Raw genomic sequence first — 16647 nt, 5'->3', positions numbered from 1 at the left:
CTCCTTATAACGTGAAGAAAAACCAAAAAATAGCACCGTAGACCACTACCGGAAACACGAATCTGCTAATCACCCCGATTGCTTCCGAAATCGCTGGTGAACCACTTTTTGCAGCAAAGTGCTGGAAAAAGGCGGAGCCAGCAATTGCAGCACTCCCGGTCAAGAATAACGCAAACACAGGGTCGTGAACCGGAAAAAACGAGCCGGGCGTAATCGCTGCTGGAAAAATTGAGTATATACTTGTATTAGGAGACGGTTGTCTTGGCGTGCGATGGTTGCCGGCCATGAACTCGCGAAAGTCAATCGTCTCCGTTTTGTTTTTCCGAAGCATCTTATCACCTCCTCTGGTAAAAAATGTTTGGTTTTCCCCTCGCGCTCCCCCTTCCGTCGTTCGCGTTCGCTCTCTCTTTTAACAAATCGGCTTTTTAGCGCTATTGCGGCGTTTCTGCTCTTACTTTTGTGTCGCAATACATTTCCGAAACATTGTTATTGAAACGTTGCTACAACGTTGCTTTTTCGTTGATTGGCAGACCTTAACGAGTATTCGACGAGAAAGCTACAACGTTATTGCTTCGTCACTTTTGTGTTAATAGCCTATGCGACACTGCTTGTCCAAGTTGTCACTTTTTTGCGTTAGGTTTAAAAAATGACATCTCGGACAAGAATGGTACCGAGGAGGTTTATAACCATGTTCAATTGGCTAGGGCTTGGAAAGAAACGGAGTAAATTCGGCAAATGGCTTGACCGCGAGGGAATATCACAATTAGAGCTGGAAAGGCGGTCAAGACTAAGTCGCGGCACTATCTCGCGGTTGTGTAACGATGACTCGTATCGGCCTAAACACTCGACGATAGCAAAGATTAAAAAAGCGCTGAAACAACTCGGTAAAAACGTACCGGACGACTTTTTTAACGTGTGATAGCTATGATTGAGTACGTTGTCTTTTTCGGGTTAATTATCGTTGGTATTGTCTTCTTTGTACTCGATTTGAGGAGACCACAAACACAAACCATTTTGGTCGATCAAGAGCGTTTAAAATGCGAAAGTCCGATCGAACGCCACCTTTACGATACACTTCGAATACTAGGTTATTACGTACAAACACAAGTACCTTGCGGCAAGTACCGCATTGACCTAGCATTACCGGTGTATAAAATCGCCATAGAGTGCGACGGCAAAGCATATCACTCCACGCCTGAGCAAAAAGCCCATGATCGGCGAAAAGACGCTTATTTGCGCAAAAATGGCTGGAAAGTGCTACGGTTTAGTGGGCGCATGATCTACCACGACTTGCCGAAAGTGATTGCGCAGATTGAAAAGGAAATACAGAACTAGCTCCAGGAAAAAGTTGGCGCTCGCCGGTTCCTTCGTGACATCGTACCAAATATTAAGCCGGCAGGTTTATAGTCTGTCACCTCGGTTGGCTTGCGGCGAGCTTTTTCGGCTTTAGCCTTCGTTTTCACACGCTTCATTGAGTCGTTAAGAGTCTTATCGATGCTAGTCTCATTGGTTATTCGTCTCTATATTTTTTCAACCGTTCCTCAAGTTCCCGTCGTGCCTGTTCAATGTCGAAATCCTCATCATCCTTCGGTTGGTTGTAGTCCATCTTCAACCAATCTGGAATTAATTCTTTACGTACCTGTTTCCCAATGGTTTGCTCTTTACTAGAATTAGATTCCACCATGTTTTTCACAGTTTCAAATGTCTTTTCTATGTAGGCCATGTATTTGAATCGTTTTCCTTTCAGTTTCTCCAATAGTTTATTTTTCAGATCATCATCATCAATCGCATGTTTCTCAAAAAACTCATGAATCAGATTAGATTGTTGCTGGTTGAATCCTTCGATCAGGGGATGATGATGATTAGTATTATTAAGATTAGTATTATTAAGATTAGTATTATTAAGATTAGTATTATTAAGATTAGTATTATTAGGTGACCAATTTGGCCATTCTTGGTTGGCCAAATTGGTCATTCTTGGTTGGCCATTTTGACCAACCTGATAACCATGCGGTTTTTCGGCATTTTTATCGCTAGAAACATTGATTTTATCAGGTTGGCCATTTTGGCCATCCTTGGTTGGCCATAACCCCAGAATCTCAAAAATTTTATCGGTTATACGATAATGGATTTTAGCTGGCAAGCCTTTTAGTTCTTTTTCGATAAGACCCAGCTTGACTAATTCGGCTACTTTTCGTCTTACTGTTCTTTCTGGAATTGTTGTATTTTCTGAGAGTTTTTCATCTGTACAGAAAAACCATTCGCCGTCTACCAGTCCTCCTCGACTAGCCCAATATTTATACAGGCTAACAATTTCGCTATAAACGACAGCTTCCATCAATCCAATGGCTTTGGCCAAACGTTTATTCACTACAATTGAACCATCCGAACGTAATAAATCAATAATGACGTCTTTCATCATGTTCCCGTTTTCCTCCCGTTTCTCCCGAATTTTTCGGGACAAACAAAAGAGCGTGTCGCCGCACTTTTTTAGCACAGCAAACACGCTCTTATCCTTTAATATGATAAATAAAATATATGGAAAACGAGATTTTCCAAGGATAACCCCTTGCATTAGCCACAGATATGCATTAAAATGGAGACAAAGCATATCATGGTTAATGAGGGAGCTTTCGAGCAGGTGTTTGCCGTAGGGTAGGTACGGCGAACGGTGTAAGGGTGTTGGCAGCACCACTTACACGCGCTTGGAAGCTCTTTTATTTTGTCCCGTTCATATTAACTTATCTATATTTTACTATTACTTCCTGTGTCGCGACAAGATTTATTTTCCAAAAATTCGTGACAACCATCCCCGTTTTTTTGTCCTTTTGTCCTCCGTTGTCTTGTCCTCCGTTGTCGCTGCTGTCTCCAACGCGGCCTGCTTCTGTTCTTGAATGGTGCGAATAGATTCCATGAGTTTTCGGTCGCGTTCTTCCAGTCGTTGGTTGATGTAGCGTTGCTGCTCGTTGAGCTTCTCAATCAATTGACGATTCACTATTTCCAAGCGCTCGATTCGCTCGATTAGTTGATCTAGCTTGTCGTCATAGCGCGTCATATCGCTAGGTACGTCTAACTCTTGAGCGATTTCCTCCGTTTCTTTGACACGCTTAACGACTTCGTTCACTGCGTTTTCAAGCGACATTCCTTCGTCTTGTGTGAGCCGTTTTAAATGTCGTAGGGCTACGATGTCTTTTTCGTAATAGAGACGCTGTCCTTTGTCGTTCTTCTTAAACGGGTACCCAGCGTCTTCGAGCATGGCGCTCCATTTCCGTAAAGTTGACGCGGCAATTTCCAAATTATCCGACACGTCTTTCGAATAAAATGCGATTTTGTCCGACATAGCGCTATCAGCTACCTTCCAAACAGTTTTTCTTTATTATACAACGTTTCGGACTCGCTATGTAGCGATTTTTGTGCGATCCCGTGCGCTATGAGATAGTAAATGTTGAAAATGCATTTTGGAACTGATCTTGAATGGCGCGAATAGATTCTATGAGTTTTCGGTCGCGTTCTTCCAGCCGTTGGTTGATATAGCGTTGCTACTCGTGAGCTTCTCAATCAATTGACGATTCACCATTTCCAAGCGCTCGATTCGCTCGATTAGTTGATCTAGCTTGTTGTCATAGCGCGTCATATCGCTAGGTACGTCTAGCTCTTGAGCGATTTCCTCCGTTTCCTTGACACGCTTAACGACTTCGTTCACCACGTTTTCAAGCGACATTCCTTCGTCTTGTGTGAGTCGTTTTAAATGTCGTAGGGCGGCGATGGTCTTTTTCGTAATGGCTCTGTTAAATTTCGATATTGATTTTTACCTAAAGAAAGAAGACTTATTTTATGCGTTCTTTTTGTGTGCTTGTTAAACTAACGCACCCGTTAATTTAACAAGCTTTATTTCTTTTTAGATAAATAAATTCCAAACATAATAACAAAAATTACGGCGACCCATATATACCAATCCATATAATTTCCTCCTTAACCGACGAACATATCAATACGATAATTCGTTTAATAGCAAAAACGTTTAGAAAACAGCCATATATTAAGAGTAATTCTCTGATACACCCGAATGTTCCTTCTTCAACTAACCTGCTCTATTAGTTCAATAAGAAAATCAACACTATTCTTTAACATAGCCTTCGTAATAGAGACGCTGTCCTTTTGTCATTCTTCTTAAACGGATACCCGGCGTCTTCGAGCATAGCGCTCCATTTCCGCAAAATTGACGTGGCAATCTCCAAATTATCCGACACGTCTTTCGAATAAAACGCGATTTTGTCCGACATAGCGCTATCAGCTACCTTCTTCATAGTTTTTCTTTGTTATACAACGGTTTAGACGCGCTATATAGCGATTTCTGTGCGATCTCGTACGCTATGAGATAGTAAATGTTGAAAATGCATTTTGGAACTGATCTTGAATAGCGTGAATAGATTCCATGAGTTTTCGGTCGCGTTCTTCCAGCCGTTGGTTGATGTAGCGTTGCTGCTCGTTGAGCTTCTCAATCAATTGACGATTCACCATTTCCAAGCGTTCGATTCGCTCGATTAGTTGATCTAGCTTGTCGTCATAGCGCGTCATATCGCTAGGCACGTCTAGCTCTTGAGCGATTTCCTCCGTTTCCTCGACACGCTTAATGGCTTCATTCACCGCGTTTTCAAGCGACATTCCTTCGTCTTGTGTGAGTCGTTTTAATTCTTGTTTGAACTCATATGAAAAAAATGGTATTTTTTTAGATATAAATAAAAATCCAATACAATTTTTGTTTATTTAATTTAATTGTAGTTATCGAAAAATTCTTAGGTGAATAAAAGAGCTAATTTGGGAGGGGGATGTTTCTTGAAATTGAATATTTTCATCAATAAAGAAATTAATCATTTTATCGAATTAGCAGCAAAAAAAATGGGAACAAGCAAACGAAATGTCATTTCCATTGCTCTAGCAGATATTCTTAATAAGTCATATACTCAGGATGAGATTGAAAAGCTAAAAGAATCTATTCAGCTGGATTACGCGACTACTGTGACTATTAACGAACACGTTGCTAAAAAAATTGATCGCATATCTAGATATGGTATTTCAAAAAGGTTATTCTTTGGCTACTTGATCTGTGACTACTTCTATCGTTATTACCATTATTTCATAACAAAAGATGAAATAGATGAGGAGAAAGAAGTGAATACGGAACGAGACTATTTGCAGATCAAGCTCGATAAGACAGTGAAAGATAAAATTGTAGAGTATTGTGAGAAACAATATATTTCTATCAACAGTCTCTTCTCATACTACATCTTAAATAAAGAAATAACTGTAAAGTCGTTCCATATTAAAGAACCAGAGCTGTTATATTTAACCTTAGGGAAAAACGTGAAGGATATGATTCGAAAAAAGGCAATCGAGATGAATGTGTCTTATCGTTTTTTTCTTAACTTGGTGGCAGCTCAGATTTGTCAAGATTTATCTTTGTAAAAACAGCTAAATTTTGCTGTTTTTTCTTTACATTTCCAATTTATTCTGATAAAATTGTATTAGATTATGTAGAAAATTTAGGGTAATGAGTTAATTTTTAAGAATTTAAAAAGGAGGAATATCTATGTTTGACCAACTCCGAGGGCTATTGAATTCTTTGTTTGGAGACATTACGTCTACATTTATTACCTTGTTCGCCATTGGGATTCTTATTTGTGGCCTATTGGCGGCATTTGGTGGAGAAGAAAATCAAGCAAAGTTCAAACGGGGGTTGTTTTTGTGCATCTCTGGGTTGATTGTGTTCTTGCTTGCACGCCCGATCGTGTACTACTTCCAAAGCAACCTCTAATCGGAGGGGTGAATGAATTTGGCATATGAAACACAGTCGATCGCTGGACGAAGGGAACAGTTGCGGGAAGAGGGGAAGATAGAGCTACCTCTAAACGTTGATACACGAAAGTATTTACTCTCTTTCATTCGTTATCGAGACGTGCTGATCTCCCTTCCTTTATTGATTGCTGGCATTGTGGCACTGTATATCATCCATCGAACGGGAATCGGCATTAATTCGCAAAACGTGATTGTCTGCTTTGCGCCCTGGGCAACGTTCTTACTGTTGCTGACGATTCAACATCCCGATCGGAAGAACATTTCGTTTTTCGAACACCGGATTGTTTGGCGCATTAAGTATAACAACCGTCAAAAATTGTTCGTATATACAAAGGGTGATCTGATGGGAAAGAAGAAGGAAAAAGATGTTCGTGAACAGCTTGGCATTTCTAACATTTATTCCGACTGCTACGAAACAACGGACAAACGATTAGTCAAAGTGATCAAAGTGTCGAGCATTAATCTTTCGTTGCTAAATAACAAAGAGAAACGCATGATTTTTCAAGCCTACGAAACGTTCCTCAACGACCTTCCAAAAAATCTAACGCTACAAATCAGTCAGATCGCGCAACCAGTCAATTTGAAAAACTACTTCCTGTTCATCCAAGAGCAGACATTCCGAGAACAAGATATGGCAAAAAAATTGTTGGCGAAAGGATATCTTGATTTTATCGACGATATTCAAAAGTCTAAAAACATGGTATCTCGAAACCGATATGTCATTATCTCCAAACCATTCACAGCGCAAAACAGAGAAAGTGTACTAGAGGAACTCGACAGACAAGCGAAAATTCTTGTTTCTCAAATCGAGAATATGCTCGGCGGTCGCTTTCAGCTGAAAGCAGAAATCCTAAATAACGAAGAGTTATTCCATCTCATCTACACCTGCGTTGACTATGAAAATGCACAAGTCAATGCGGAAATCAAAACAAGTACATTCCCAATTACGTTGGGAAAAGAGACATATATCGAGATGAAAAAGAGATGGGAGAAAGAAGTAACGGAGAAAATCATTTAAGCCAGGGGGAAGGACGATGAGACTTACACTTCCTTTTTTTCGAAAAAAGAAAGAAGAGAGTTTGGAGGAATCGTATCACAACGCTAATGAACATATTTTGAATTTGCTTTCTCCTGACAGTATCGAAGAAAAAGAGAGTTATGTCCGTTCGGGTACGAACTATACCCGAACGCTTGTGGTTGTAGAGTATTCGTCCATTATTGTGCAAGAATATGTTCAACGTCTAAATGATCTGAGTGATAACATTAGCGTCATTCAGTATATCACAGAGTACGATTCTTCAGAAGTGCGGAGACATCTATCGGAGAGCATTAAGCAAAACAGTCAAAAACTATATTCCAAATACGTCAATGATGCAGGAAAAGCCGAAGCACAAGCGCAGATCGATAGTGCCAGAATGTTGCTTCATCAGCTGAGTTTCAAGAACGAAAAAATGTTCATGTTTCAAATGCTGATTCACATTGTTGCAAACGACCTGAAAGAGCTGGATGCGCTGACTCAACAAGTGAAGGCCATCGTCGGGCCATTTGCCAAAACATTAACCCCAACAACCAGAATGAAAGATGCGTTTGATAGCTTCTTGCCAATCGGCAAAAACAAAGTATATGACTTGACATATCGCCCGATGAATGCCGAGGCTGTTTCTTATTTCTTTCCATTCCACGAAAACGAGATTTTTGATGAAAAAGGCATTATCAAAGGTCGCAACATGACAACCGGCAACGTGGTAATCGTGGACGACGATTTGTTGTTAAACCGCCATGAATTTGTCATTGGGATTTCCGGTTCGGGAAAATCCACTTACATTTTTCAAGATATGATGCGGAAGTACATGTTAGGACGCAGAATCATTGTGATTGACCCGAAAGGAGAATTCGGGGAGGTATTTCGTACACTTGGCGGTGAGTGGGTGAAAATCAGCTTAAAAGGCGGGAACATCATCAATCCGTTTGACATTCCAAAGAATCAACATGGAACAGAAGAAGGGAATCCTCTGATCGCTAAAATCAGTACCTTGTTGACGATGTTTCGCCTCATGTATCCGCAGATGACAGATTTGCAGGAAGATGTCTTGTCAAAATTATTGCTTGAGCTATATGCCAAGTTCGGCATCGCGGAAGAAACAGACGTAAACGCATTAACGTTAACGGACTTTCCGATCATGGAAGACTTGTATCAATTTCTTGAAGAAATCAAGGAAACAAACCCTGAAGAGTATGAGCACGTAAGGGACTTCCATACCACGTTACACGCTTATGCGAAAGGTATGTTTGCCAAAGTGTTCAATGGGCATACCAACGTGGATGTGTCGAATCCACTTGTCGCTTATGATATTTTTGACCTTCAAAATCGGGAAAAAGCACAACGAGTAGTATACTTCAATTTATTGTCTCACATCAATTATGACATTTTAAACGGCGACCGGCATCCAACGCAAGTATACATTGACGAAGCACATATTATCGCTGACCCAAAAGTGCCTCTGGCGATGGAATATGTGTATTTCATGATGAAAGTCTTGCGGTCATTTAATTGTGGTGTGACACCGGCTACCCAGTCCATCAAAGACTTTCTTTCTGCAAAAGATGATAAACGAAACTATGGGGAAGCTGTCATTTCACAAGCTATTCAACGTTTGTATTTGCCGATGCAAGAAGTAGAAATCAACTTCTTGGAGAAAGAACTTGGACATCAATTTTCTGAAGAGGAACGAACGACATTAACGGTCGTTGAGGGGCGAAAAGACGAGCAAGCAGGTAAGGGCATTTATTTTGTTGGCTCGAAAAAAATCAAATTGGAAGTGCAGCTAACGGATGTTGAAAAACAACTATGGTTTGAACGGAAGAAATTAAGCGAGTTGGTTTTATGAGAGATGTCGTTTATTGGTTTCTTCTTCGCAAACCACTTGTATGGATGGGTATAGGCATACTAAGTGTGGTTGTACTGATCGGGGCTATAAGTAATGCAATTTTCGGAGAGGAAGAAACCTTCTCTAATATTTCGGGCGGGATGGCGATGTGTACGAAGGGGAAAGTGGATGAAGCAAGAATTGAAGAAGTGTTATCTAACGCCGGAGTTTTTGCTGGAAAAAAAGATGTGTTCATGAGTGCAGCTGAAAAATACGGTATTGATCCCGTGCTACTCATCGCCATTGCGCTTCATGAGACCGGATATGGAACATCCAATGCGATCAAAACCAAAAACAATCCTGGGGGCATTATGGACCCGAACACTGGAAAGCTGAAAGTATTTGATAGTCTGGAAGACGGCATCAATTTCATGGCAGGAAACCTGTATCGGGTCTATATATCTCAAGGATTGGTGACGATTCAACAGATCGGGGCAAAGTACGCTCCAATTGGAGCGAATAATGACCCCTCGAATTTAAACGCGAATTGGGTGCCAGTAGTCACCAATATCGCAAATGAACTAGGCGGCCTTTCGATGAACTGCGAAGTCATGGGGACAGGAGAATTCGCGCTGCCTACCGGTTCGATGAGCATCACGTCCAATTTTGGATATCGGAGTGATCCGTTCGGAGGAGGAACGGAATTCCACAAGGGAACAGACTTCGCTTGTTCGCGAGGCGATGCAATTTATGCAGCTGACAGGGGGCAAATTGTAGTGTCCGTGAAGTCCGGATATGGTGGCGGATACGGACACCATGTCATTATCAGCCACGGCGATAAATTCACCTTGTACGGCCACATGGAACATGTGGATGTAGACGTAGGAGACACGGTGCAGAAAGGACAGAAGATCGGTACTTGCGGAACAACCGGTTCCTCAACGGGATACCACTTGCATTTTGAGGTTCAGCTAGACGGCATCTATGGTGAAAGAGTAGACCCAATGACGTACTTCCAGCCAGCAAAGAAGGAGGAAGATGAATGAGAATCACCGTTACTAACCTTGTGCTAGTCGCTCTTCTATTGATTGCAGGAAGCTTTAGCTTCCTCTTGTATACGGACCTTCAGGAAGCAAAGGAAAAGATTGAGAAGTATCAAGATATCGAAAAGCTGAATCAACGATCAGAGGATTTTATCGAAGCGTTGGTTTATGGGAAACATAAAAAGTATCTGACCGGAGAACAACTGGCGCGATATGAAGCTGGACTGAAAGAGCATGGAGAACCAACGGAAAAAAACATGGCGAAAATAAACGAATTTAAAATTCATCAGCTGTTCACAAAAAAGCAGAAAAATAAAGATGATGAGGCGGAATCGTATGCCATTGTACAGATTCGCTATGAAACAGGTGACCCTAATCAATACGGTGATGACTATATTCATACATTAACGGTCAACTCTCATTGGGTGAAAGACGCTGGGGAGTGGAAAGTCGATCATATAGATATGGCTTTGCTTGAAGACAGTCGAGATGAAATGTTGCGGAAACAAGCTGAAGAAGCGCTGCAGAAAGCTGGCCAAGCCAATTAAAGAAAAGGGGGAGAGGAAAAGTGAAACTGACGCCGGAACGGCGTAGACAGATATACGAGATCACGCAAAAAATACTCGCTGTCTACGATCGTTTTTTCTCTTTTGTACTTAAGCTGTATGAAAAGCCGGTGGAACGAAAGAAAAGAGAGTTTTTCCTCACGTATCGCACAGAAATGACGGAAGAAGAAATTCGGGAGTATCAATATCGATTGACGGCGGGTTGGACAGTTCTCTTATTTATCGTCATTTTACTTTTGCTAGAGATCGGGGGGAGAATCTTTGGCTAAATTTGTTCGAGTCCTAATCGTTGTATTTCTGTTGTCCTTGGTGATCTTTCCAACGTCAAGTTTGGCGAAAACAGGAGATTTTTATGAAAAAAACAAAATGTTCTTTGAAGAACCGAAAAACTCAGATGACGAGAATGAATCTATGAGCGCTTATATCGAGATTCTGAAAAACTACGATCAAAACAGTCAAACGATTGAGTGCGGAAAATTTCAGGTTACTTGCCATATCTATAAATTCATCTTTGAAACGGGAGTTTCAGCGATGGAATTCATTAAGGAAATCATGAAAAAGACGATTATTTCCCCTACAGACATCATTCAGAATCCGTTGTATGAAAGATACCAAGATGGACTGTTCGCATTATCAAAAACGGTATTGGCGATTTTTATCGTATTTAGCATGACAAAAATCATGAGCCTTCGCATGGCGGATGCAGATGACGGCCCGATTGTCATGAATGAAAAGCTCGTAAGTATCTTCGTGATCTGTGTGTTCCTGTTCTTGTACGAATCCATCATCCATTGGATTTTAAACTTCCAGGAAAAGCTCATGTCTGAGATTATTGACACAATTCAAACTAAGGATATGGTATTGAATATGATCTCCAATATATTGCTTTCTCCTGGAGTTTTCGCTTTCATCGCTGTTTTAGTCATCGGAATCATTCTGGTGGTTCTAGCGCTACAGTTTTTCTATCGAATCGCTCTCGTTGCAATCTTGTACATTATCGGCCCGATCGCCATCGTTACGAAAGTCAATGATACTTTTAACTTCTTTGATTTCTGGCTCAAACAATTCATCAGCGCATTTCTCACGCTGGCGTTACAATTGATCGCTACGGCCATTGGGCTGCAACGCTTTTTTGAGAGACCGCAGTATTTCGGTGACACAACGAATTTGTTTATCGGAACCGCCTTTTTCATTCTCGCTGTGACGTTGCCATCCCTCTTAGGCCAATGGGGATTGAGCACCGGTTCAGCACGCTCTGTAATGTCAGGAGCGAAAACCATCGCCAGAGTAGCGATAAGACGCTAGACGCTAAGGAGGATGATAGACATGAAAAAATGGATGATAATCGGCACAGTTGTTTCATTGATGTTCCTGTTTGGATGTCAGAACGATCAAAAAGAAGTACAAAGTACGAAGGTAGAGGAAAAAACAAAGGCGAAAGAAGACAATTCGAAAGAAAAAGCAAAAAGCGTCTTCACGCGAAAAGATCGTCAGATCGCAAAGGAAAAAGCCGAAAAATTCATTGTCCTTCTCACGGAATTTCATGGTCGTTCTATTTATCCCAACGATCGATATAAAGCAGTTTACGAAGAATTAACCAAAAAAGCTCGTGAACAAAAATTGATCCACCCAGATACACAATTTATAAATTTAGAATACGATACGACTTTTGTTGAGCGTACGAAAGAAGACAGCAAATTAATCCTTCGACGAGATCGCTTTCAATTAGGCGATGAATTTCAAGAAATTTATTACAAGTATTTAGATGTACATGAATTAACGCTACCAATTAAGTACATGGCCAAATCCGATACATCTTCAAAAGATGTGGAGTTAGAGTCGTTTATTCGTTTCGTTAAAACAACAGACGGAGAAATTTATATTTTGGATGCGCCAATGTTGATCGGAATGGACTTGGAGAAAAAAGATGAAGACGCTTATTACGATGAATACAATCGGAAAGAAATCCAGCAAGAAGTAAAAGAAGAACTGAACATCCAATAAAGAGAGGTGATACTTATGCAATTTCCTCTGAACAAATATGGCGAAGTTGAGGTACAAAATAATGAGCTTCGGTATTTTATCCCTATCGCCTATACGGAAGCCAGTGATTTAGGAGAATTAGAGGAATCTTACAGAAAAAAAGGAAAAGAACTAATGGATTCCCCTTACTATCTCTTTGCGAGCAACCTCGAAGTAGTACGAAATCGCTTCTGTTTCACGTTCCAGTTGGAGGAAATGAAAGCTTTTCATTATATTCGGCAGTTCCCGTTTGAGGAACAGTTATACTATCTGCGTTCGTTAGTCGAACTGGCGAAAAATATTGAACAGACACCAGTTTTGTGGGATAAAAATAGCCTTCTTGTGGACTTGACGGACGGAAAAATTAAAACGTTCATCTTTGGATTTGATAAACATCCGATTCATGTATCGCAAGATGTAGTGGACGGACTAAAAGAAACGATTATCCTGGCTTTGACGACGCTTCATCGTGTGTTAGGGAAACCAAGACGGATTGATTTCATCGATCAACGGGAGATCGTCATCCGTTTTGCGGAAAACATTTTGCACGGAAAATCCGTTAGTGAAATCGGGAGAGTTGTAGAAGATACGATTTTGGAAATTGAACGTCAGTTAGAACAGGAGAAAAAAGAGCAGCCGAAACCAAGCATCTTTGTATCCTTTACGGAAAAATGGAACGCAAAAAAAGAAACGGCTGCTACTGTTGAACAGCCAGTCTGGCGTTTCTCCAAGAAAAAATCGAATCTTCCGGCACCATATGAAAAGAAAAAGTCTTTTTGGGATAATAAATACGTGTATCTTTCTGCTTCGGCACTCGCTTTGGTCATTCTCATTGGAAACTCAACAGGGGCATTTGATTTTTCTAAACCTGAAGAAGCAAAAGCTAAACAAGAACAAACAGAAGTCATTCCATCCAGTAAGCTTGTCGGTGTTTATCAGAAAGCATTAACAGGTAATGAACAAGAAGCGTTAGATCAGTTAGAGCGATACGGATATGACAATCTAAGCAAGAAAGACCAAAAAGTGATGTTGAGTTTATATAAAGAGACGGGGCAGTCCGAAAAAGCGATTAAGCTGAAGCCGGAATATGCGGAAGAAGTCGTGAACGACTTAATCAGTAATCAAAAGTACGACGATCTACGAACGCTGCAAAGTAAAATCGATAATCCAGTTATTAATTATGAGGTCGCTTTTTTAGATAAGAAATGGGAAGATGTAGTCCAATTAAAAGACAAAGTGAAAATGACCGACAGACGAGAAAACCAATTATTAAGCGCATATCTTCATTTGGGAAGAATGGATGAAGCTAAAAAATTGGCTGCGGAATCTCCTGAACTGAGTCAGAAAGTCCAGGATTTCGAGATGAAGAAAAAACAAGTCGAGGATTTGAAAATGCAGGTGCAACAGGTGCAAAAAAATGAAAAAGACGCGAAAAAACGTGATGAACAAGTGAAAAAACTGAATGAACAGATTAAGCATCTGGAAACAGCGATCAACAACATTTAGAAAAGTGGAGAGGCGGTCATTTCACCTTCTCCACTTCTTTTTTGGGAGGCTGGATGTTCATGTCTTTCACGGGTTGCTGCATCCGTTGTATCATATTTTGAATAAACTCTTTATTGATTTTCTTAGGGATGAATCCGATTCGTTCACGAATGAGGTTTTCGATGACAAAGCATTTTCGTGTCCAGTATTCGTATTCTTTATAGGTATACTGTTCTGCATCAGAAAATTCTTTTGCTCCTTGCTTCAGCGCCTGAATGAAAATGTACCGGTTGTTATACGTATCTGATCGTTCTTTCCGAGCTAGCTTAAGTAAACAGAGGAGTTCGATCGTGGAGAGTTTCATCAGTTCAGGAGTGGGTTTTTTAGCGTCTTCGATCGTCGGGTGCTGTTGAGGAAGGAGATTTTTTCTTTTCCCGTTCTCTTGGATTTCACTTCGATCGAGTTCCATTTCGCAAAAACCACAATAATAATGATGATGGTGATTTTGCACTCCACTTCCGCAGTATGGGCAAGTTTTCATGTCTCTCCCTCCGATTATACATTCTTTTGAAAAAGTCCCTTTTCCTTTCGAATGAGTTCAGAAATGGTTCGTTCACAAAGAGGAAAAATAAGAACACTGTGATTCAAAGCGTTATAAAGATTAGCATTACACTCATTCGTTTTTCCTCCTTTTGCCTTCCGAATTGATTCAGTTCCCCAAAGGGGGATCAATTTCGCCCTTTTGGCATGGAGAAGCGCAAAACACGCATAGCCAAACAGTCAAGGGTTTCAGCAAAAAAGTTTTTCCTACATTCTTTTCATCAAAGGAAAAAGTTTTTTGCCCCTTGACTGTTTGGCTCGCCGACTTACCTTCTGGCCGGAAAGGTTCGGGTGTCCTGCCGGCCAAGAAGGTTAGTCGGCTTGCGTTGTTTTAAGATTCGGAAGGCAAAAGGGCGAAAAAAATAAAAAGCCCTATATTAAATAGACAAAATATTGAAATAAATTTAAACCAATACAATATTGCAATAAATCGGAAATCAATATATATTGATTGATAGAATTACAATCATATCGTCGAGGGGGGTCTGTATGTTCAAAAAGCTGGCGGCGTCACTTGGAGCCCTTGCGATGGCATTTGGTGTTTTCTTCGGTTCGCAGGCGTATGCCTACACTCAATTTGGTCCAGCTTCTTGGAGGACAGAGGATGGAAAATATGAACTGACACTGACTACCACCAGTACTAATAATGATGTGACCGTGGTAGTCTGGGATCTCTATCGGGTGAGCTACAGTACAGGTAAGGCAGTCCCTTATTGGACTGAAAACTTGAAAGTACGACTTTGCAATGCAAGCACGGGGAACTGCACGTCATTCAAGAATCTGACGGATCCTTTGGGTCATGCCGCATTTGGGGCCGATTTTACGAATATGAAACCGGGTACTTTCTATGTTGACATCCGTGACCCTGATCCGGGTTACTATTACAAAGGTCTAATCAGAGCGACTGTACAGAATGTTTACTGATTTATTACAAAAACGGATTGCTTGATGAGGGCATTTGGCCCTCTTTTTTCATGGTTTTGTAGTGGACTTGCGAGCGATACTTTCACGGAAGGCGAAAAAGGGAGGTCTCCTGAATTTTTCAGCCCCCCTTAAAAAAACGGCTTCTCAGATTGGCGTATAACGCGTTTTAAACAGCAAAGTAATGGTTTTATATTCGGAAGAGGAAAAACGTCTCTAAAGGGCATTTATAGCGTTTTAAACGTATATTCACAAAAATACGTGATTTTTTTACGATCATCGCTTCTGTTGCTCCATTGAACTACCCCCATTTACCGGCTAATGCCGGTGGAAGTGGGGGTAGTTCAATAGAGTGGCTAATAGTTTCTTAAATGCAAAATAAAAAGCCTTAGGAGCCATCCTAGAGCTTCTGAGCGAGCCGTTCTCTTAAGCTGTTTCCAAAACTAATATATATTAAATAGAAAAAATATTTAAATAAATTTAAACTAATACAATATTGCAATAAATTGAAAATCAATATATATTGATTGATAGAATTGTAACCATATCGTCGAGGGGGGTCTGTATGTTCAGAAAGCTGGCGGCGTCACTTGGAGCCTTTGCGATGGCATTTGGTGTTTTCTTCACTTCGCAGGCGTATGCCGACGCTCAATTTGGTCCTGCTTCTTGGCGAACAGAAGATGGAAAATATGAGTTGACCGTGAATGCTACTTCAACTGAACGTGATATCTTTCTTAACATCTGGGACGTCTGGTATGTGAACTATAATAACGGCGTCGCAAAACGTCCAGCCGATGTAACCGGATTATATGCAAGATTGTGCAGTGCGTCGACCGGAAATTGTACAGCATTTAAACAGTTTTATGGATTTTACTACGACGGTTTTGTTTACTTCTATGATATGATTCCAGGAACGTACTATGTAGATATTGCTGATGGTTGGCGATCTTACTATTTTAAAGGCCAAATTCGCGCAGTTCGTAGTAATTTTTATTGATGGAAAGTGAATGATTTGTATTTCGTCATCCAGAGGGCATTTCGCCCTCTTTTTTCATGGTTTTAAATAACATTTTCTTTCTAAACTCTTGGCTTAATGTGTTAATCCTTCACTTAATTTACCGGTAATCTTATCAATTTGTATTTCAAATAATTCTGTTTTAGAAAGGGCTGGATATCCTTTTTCGAAAGACCATTCTGGATTTCCATACTTCTCAAGCAATCGGTCAAAAAACCATTCTTTTTTCGCATCATCTTCAATACGTCTAATGGTTCCAAATAAGACAACAC

General features: G+C 40.6%; 21 protein-coding genes. 14 read left to right on the top strand and 7 right to left on the bottom strand.

Annotated features, from left to right (window positions below):
- Positions 1–4: 4 nt before the first annotated feature.
- A complete protein-coding gene (locus HT574_RS19020) occupies positions 5–331 on the bottom strand; it encodes a hypothetical protein (protein WP_175245765.1) in 327 nt (108 codons plus the stop codon).
- 357 nt (positions 332–688) lie between these two features.
- Between HT574_RS19020 and HT574_RS19015 the strand changes: the two genes are divergently transcribed.
- On the top strand, positions 689–919 hold the full coding sequence (locus HT574_RS19015; protein ID WP_062756303.1) for a helix-turn-helix domain-containing protein: 231 nt from the start codon (positions 689–691) through the stop codon (positions 917–919).
- Positions 916–1335, top strand: a complete 420-nt coding sequence (locus tag HT574_RS19010) for an endonuclease domain-containing protein (protein WP_175245764.1) — start codon at positions 916–918, stop codon at positions 1333–1335. Before HT574_RS19015 ends, HT574_RS19010 begins: the two co-directional genes overlap by 4 nt.
- Before the next feature lie 175 nt (positions 1336–1510).
- Here HT574_RS19010 and HT574_RS20670 read toward each other — a convergent pair whose 3' ends face one another.
- The 4 genes from HT574_RS20670 to HT574_RS18990 form a co-directional block, all read right to left on the bottom strand.
- On the bottom strand, positions 1511–2422 hold the full coding sequence (locus HT574_RS20670; RefSeq protein ID WP_483874553.1) for a RepA protein: 912 nt from the start codon (positions 2420–2422) through the stop codon (positions 1511–1513).
- Between the two features lie 360 nt (positions 2423–2782).
- Positions 2783–3340: a MerR family transcriptional regulator gene (locus HT574_RS19000; RefSeq protein WP_175245763.1), complete on the bottom strand. Its 558-nt coding sequence runs from the start codon at positions 3338–3340 to the stop codon at positions 2783–2785.
- A gap of 150 nt (positions 3341–3490) precedes the next feature.
- Complete coding sequence (locus tag HT574_RS20120; protein WP_254698729.1) at positions 3491–3706, bottom strand: hypothetical protein; 216 nt, start codon at positions 3704–3706, stop codon at positions 3491–3493.
- 665 nt (positions 3707–4371) lie between these two features.
- On the bottom strand, positions 4372–4665 hold the full coding sequence (locus tag HT574_RS18990; protein ID WP_254698728.1) for a hypothetical protein: 294 nt from the start codon (positions 4663–4665) through the stop codon (positions 4372–4374).
- 171 nt (positions 4666–4836) lie between these two features.
- Here HT574_RS18990 and HT574_RS18985 point away from each other — a divergent pair, with 171 nt between their 5' ends.
- From HT574_RS18985 to HT574_RS18940, 10 genes are all read left to right on the top strand, one after another.
- The gene (locus HT574_RS18985) at positions 4837–5466 is read left to right on the top strand and encodes a hypothetical protein (RefSeq protein ID WP_175245762.1); all 630 of its coding nucleotides are present in this window, start codon (positions 4837–4839) and stop codon (positions 5464–5466) included.
- Positions 5467–5590: 124 nt separating this feature from the next.
- The gene (locus HT574_RS18980) at positions 5591–5815 is read left to right on the top strand and encodes a hypothetical protein (RefSeq protein ID WP_008881746.1); all 225 of its coding nucleotides are present in this window, start codon (positions 5591–5593) and stop codon (positions 5813–5815) included.
- Positions 5816–5827: 12 nt separating this feature from the next.
- A complete protein-coding gene (locus HT574_RS18975) occupies positions 5828–6874 on the top strand; it encodes a hypothetical protein (RefSeq protein ID WP_175245761.1) in 1047 nt (348 codons plus the stop codon).
- 16 nt (positions 6875–6890) lie between these two features.
- On the top strand, positions 6891–8744 hold the full coding sequence (locus HT574_RS18970; RefSeq protein WP_175245760.1) for a VirB4 family type IV secretion system protein: 1854 nt from the start codon (positions 6891–6893) through the stop codon (positions 8742–8744).
- Complete coding sequence (locus HT574_RS18965; RefSeq protein WP_175245759.1) at positions 8741–9769, top strand: M23 family metallopeptidase; 1029 nt, start codon at positions 8741–8743, stop codon at positions 9767–9769. The genes HT574_RS18970 and HT574_RS18965 overlap by 4 nt, the downstream gene beginning before the upstream one ends.
- Positions 9766–10314, top strand: coding sequence for a hypothetical protein (locus HT574_RS18960; RefSeq protein WP_175245758.1), 549 nt, complete (start codon positions 9766–9768; stop codon positions 10312–10314). The genes HT574_RS18965 and HT574_RS18960 overlap by 4 nt, the downstream gene beginning before the upstream one ends.
- Before the next feature lie 20 nt (positions 10315–10334).
- On the top strand, positions 10335–10601 hold the full coding sequence (locus HT574_RS18955) for a hypothetical protein (protein ID WP_097354993.1): 267 nt from the start codon (positions 10335–10337) through the stop codon (positions 10599–10601).
- The gene (locus HT574_RS18950; RefSeq protein WP_175245757.1) at positions 10594–11637 is read left to right on the top strand and encodes a conjugal transfer protein TrbL family protein; all 1044 of its coding nucleotides are present in this window, start codon (positions 10594–10596) and stop codon (positions 11635–11637) included. Before HT574_RS18955 ends, HT574_RS18950 begins: the two co-directional genes overlap by 8 nt.
- 21 nt (positions 11638–11658) lie before the next feature.
- Positions 11659–12336, top strand: a complete 678-nt coding sequence (locus tag HT574_RS18945; RefSeq protein ID WP_254698727.1) for a hypothetical protein — start codon at positions 11659–11661, stop codon at positions 12334–12336.
- Between the two features lie 15 nt (positions 12337–12351).
- Positions 12352–13860 (top strand): hypothetical protein, encoded by a 1509-nt coding sequence (locus HT574_RS18940; protein ID WP_175245755.1) that lies wholly within the window; start codon positions 12352–12354, stop codon positions 13858–13860.
- 16 nt (positions 13861–13876) lie between these two features.
- Here HT574_RS18940 and HT574_RS18935 read toward each other — a convergent pair whose 3' ends face one another.
- Positions 13877–14380, bottom strand: coding sequence for a hypothetical protein (locus tag HT574_RS18935; protein WP_175245754.1), 504 nt, complete (start codon positions 14378–14380; stop codon positions 13877–13879).
- A gap of 548 nt (positions 14381–14928) precedes the next feature.
- Here HT574_RS18935 and HT574_RS18930 point away from each other — a divergent pair.
- Positions 14929–15363, top strand: a complete 435-nt coding sequence (locus HT574_RS18930) for a hypothetical protein (protein WP_175245753.1) — start codon at positions 14929–14931, stop codon at positions 15361–15363.
- 562 nt (positions 15364–15925) lie between these two features.
- Positions 15926–16357: a hypothetical protein gene (locus tag HT574_RS18925; RefSeq protein WP_061578722.1), complete on the top strand. Its 432-nt coding sequence runs from the start codon at positions 15926–15928 to the stop codon at positions 16355–16357.
- A 93-nt stretch (positions 16358–16450) separates the two neighbouring features.
- Here the strand turns inward: HT574_RS18925 and HT574_RS18920 are convergent.
- Positions 16451–16647, bottom strand: a 197-nt coding sequence (locus tag HT574_RS18920) for a PNPOx family protein (RefSeq protein WP_175245719.1), incomplete at its 5' end; no start/stop codon positions are given.

The organism is Parageobacillus sp. VR-IP (assembly GCF_013357975.1).
Taxonomy (GTDB): Bacteria; Bacillota; Bacilli; order Bacillales; family Anoxybacillaceae; genus Saccharococcus; species Saccharococcus caldoxylosilyticus.
This window is presented reverse-complemented; position numbering and strand designations above follow the sequence as displayed.

Coding starts and splice junctions, on each gene's coding strand:
- HT574_RS18940 (WP_175245755.1), top strand. CDS start 12,352: ATGCAATTTCCTCTGAACAAATATGGCGAAGTTGAGGTACAAAATAAT.
- HT574_RS18960 (WP_175245758.1), top strand. CDS start 9,766: ATGAGAATCACCGTTACTAACCTTGTGCTAGTCGCTCTTCTATTGATT.
- HT574_RS18935 (WP_175245754.1), bottom strand. CDS start 14,380: ATGAAAACTTGCCCATACTGCGGAAGTGGAGTGCAAAATCACCATCAT.
- HT574_RS18925 (WP_061578722.1), top strand. CDS start 15,926: ATGTTCAGAAAGCTGGCGGCGTCACTTGGAGCCTTTGCGATGGCATTT.
- HT574_RS18930 (WP_175245753.1), top strand. CDS start 14,929: ATGTTCAAAAAGCTGGCGGCGTCACTTGGAGCCCTTGCGATGGCATTT.
- HT574_RS18945 (WP_254698727.1), top strand. CDS start 11,659: ATGAAAAAATGGATGATAATCGGCACAGTTGTTTCATTGATGTTCCTG.
- HT574_RS18970 (WP_175245760.1), top strand. CDS start 6,891: ATGAGACTTACACTTCCTTTTTTTCGAAAAAAGAAAGAAGAGAGTTTG.
- HT574_RS19015 (WP_062756303.1), top strand. CDS start 689: ATGTTCAATTGGCTAGGGCTTGGAAAGAAACGGAGTAAATTCGGCAAA.
- HT574_RS18980 (WP_008881746.1), top strand. CDS start 5,591: ATGTTTGACCAACTCCGAGGGCTATTGAATTCTTTGTTTGGAGACATT.
- HT574_RS19000 (WP_175245763.1), bottom strand. CDS start 3,340: ATGTCGGACAAAATCGCATTTTATTCGAAAGACGTGTCGGATAATTTG.
- HT574_RS20670 (WP_483874553.1), bottom strand. CDS start 2,422: ATGATGAAAGACGTCATTATTGATTTATTACGTTCGGATGGTTCAATT.
- HT574_RS19020 (WP_175245765.1), bottom strand. CDS start 331: ATGCTTCGGAAAAACAAAACGGAGACGATTGACTTTCGCGAGTTCATG.
- HT574_RS18965 (WP_175245759.1), top strand. CDS start 8,741: ATGAGAGATGTCGTTTATTGGTTTCTTCTTCGCAAACCACTTGTATGG.
- HT574_RS18975 (WP_175245761.1), top strand. CDS start 5,828: ATGAATTTGGCATATGAAACACAGTCGATCGCTGGACGAAGGGAACAG.
- HT574_RS18990 (WP_254698728.1), bottom strand. CDS start 4,665: ATGTCGCTTGAAAACGCGGTGAATGAAGCCATTAAGCGTGTCGAGGAA.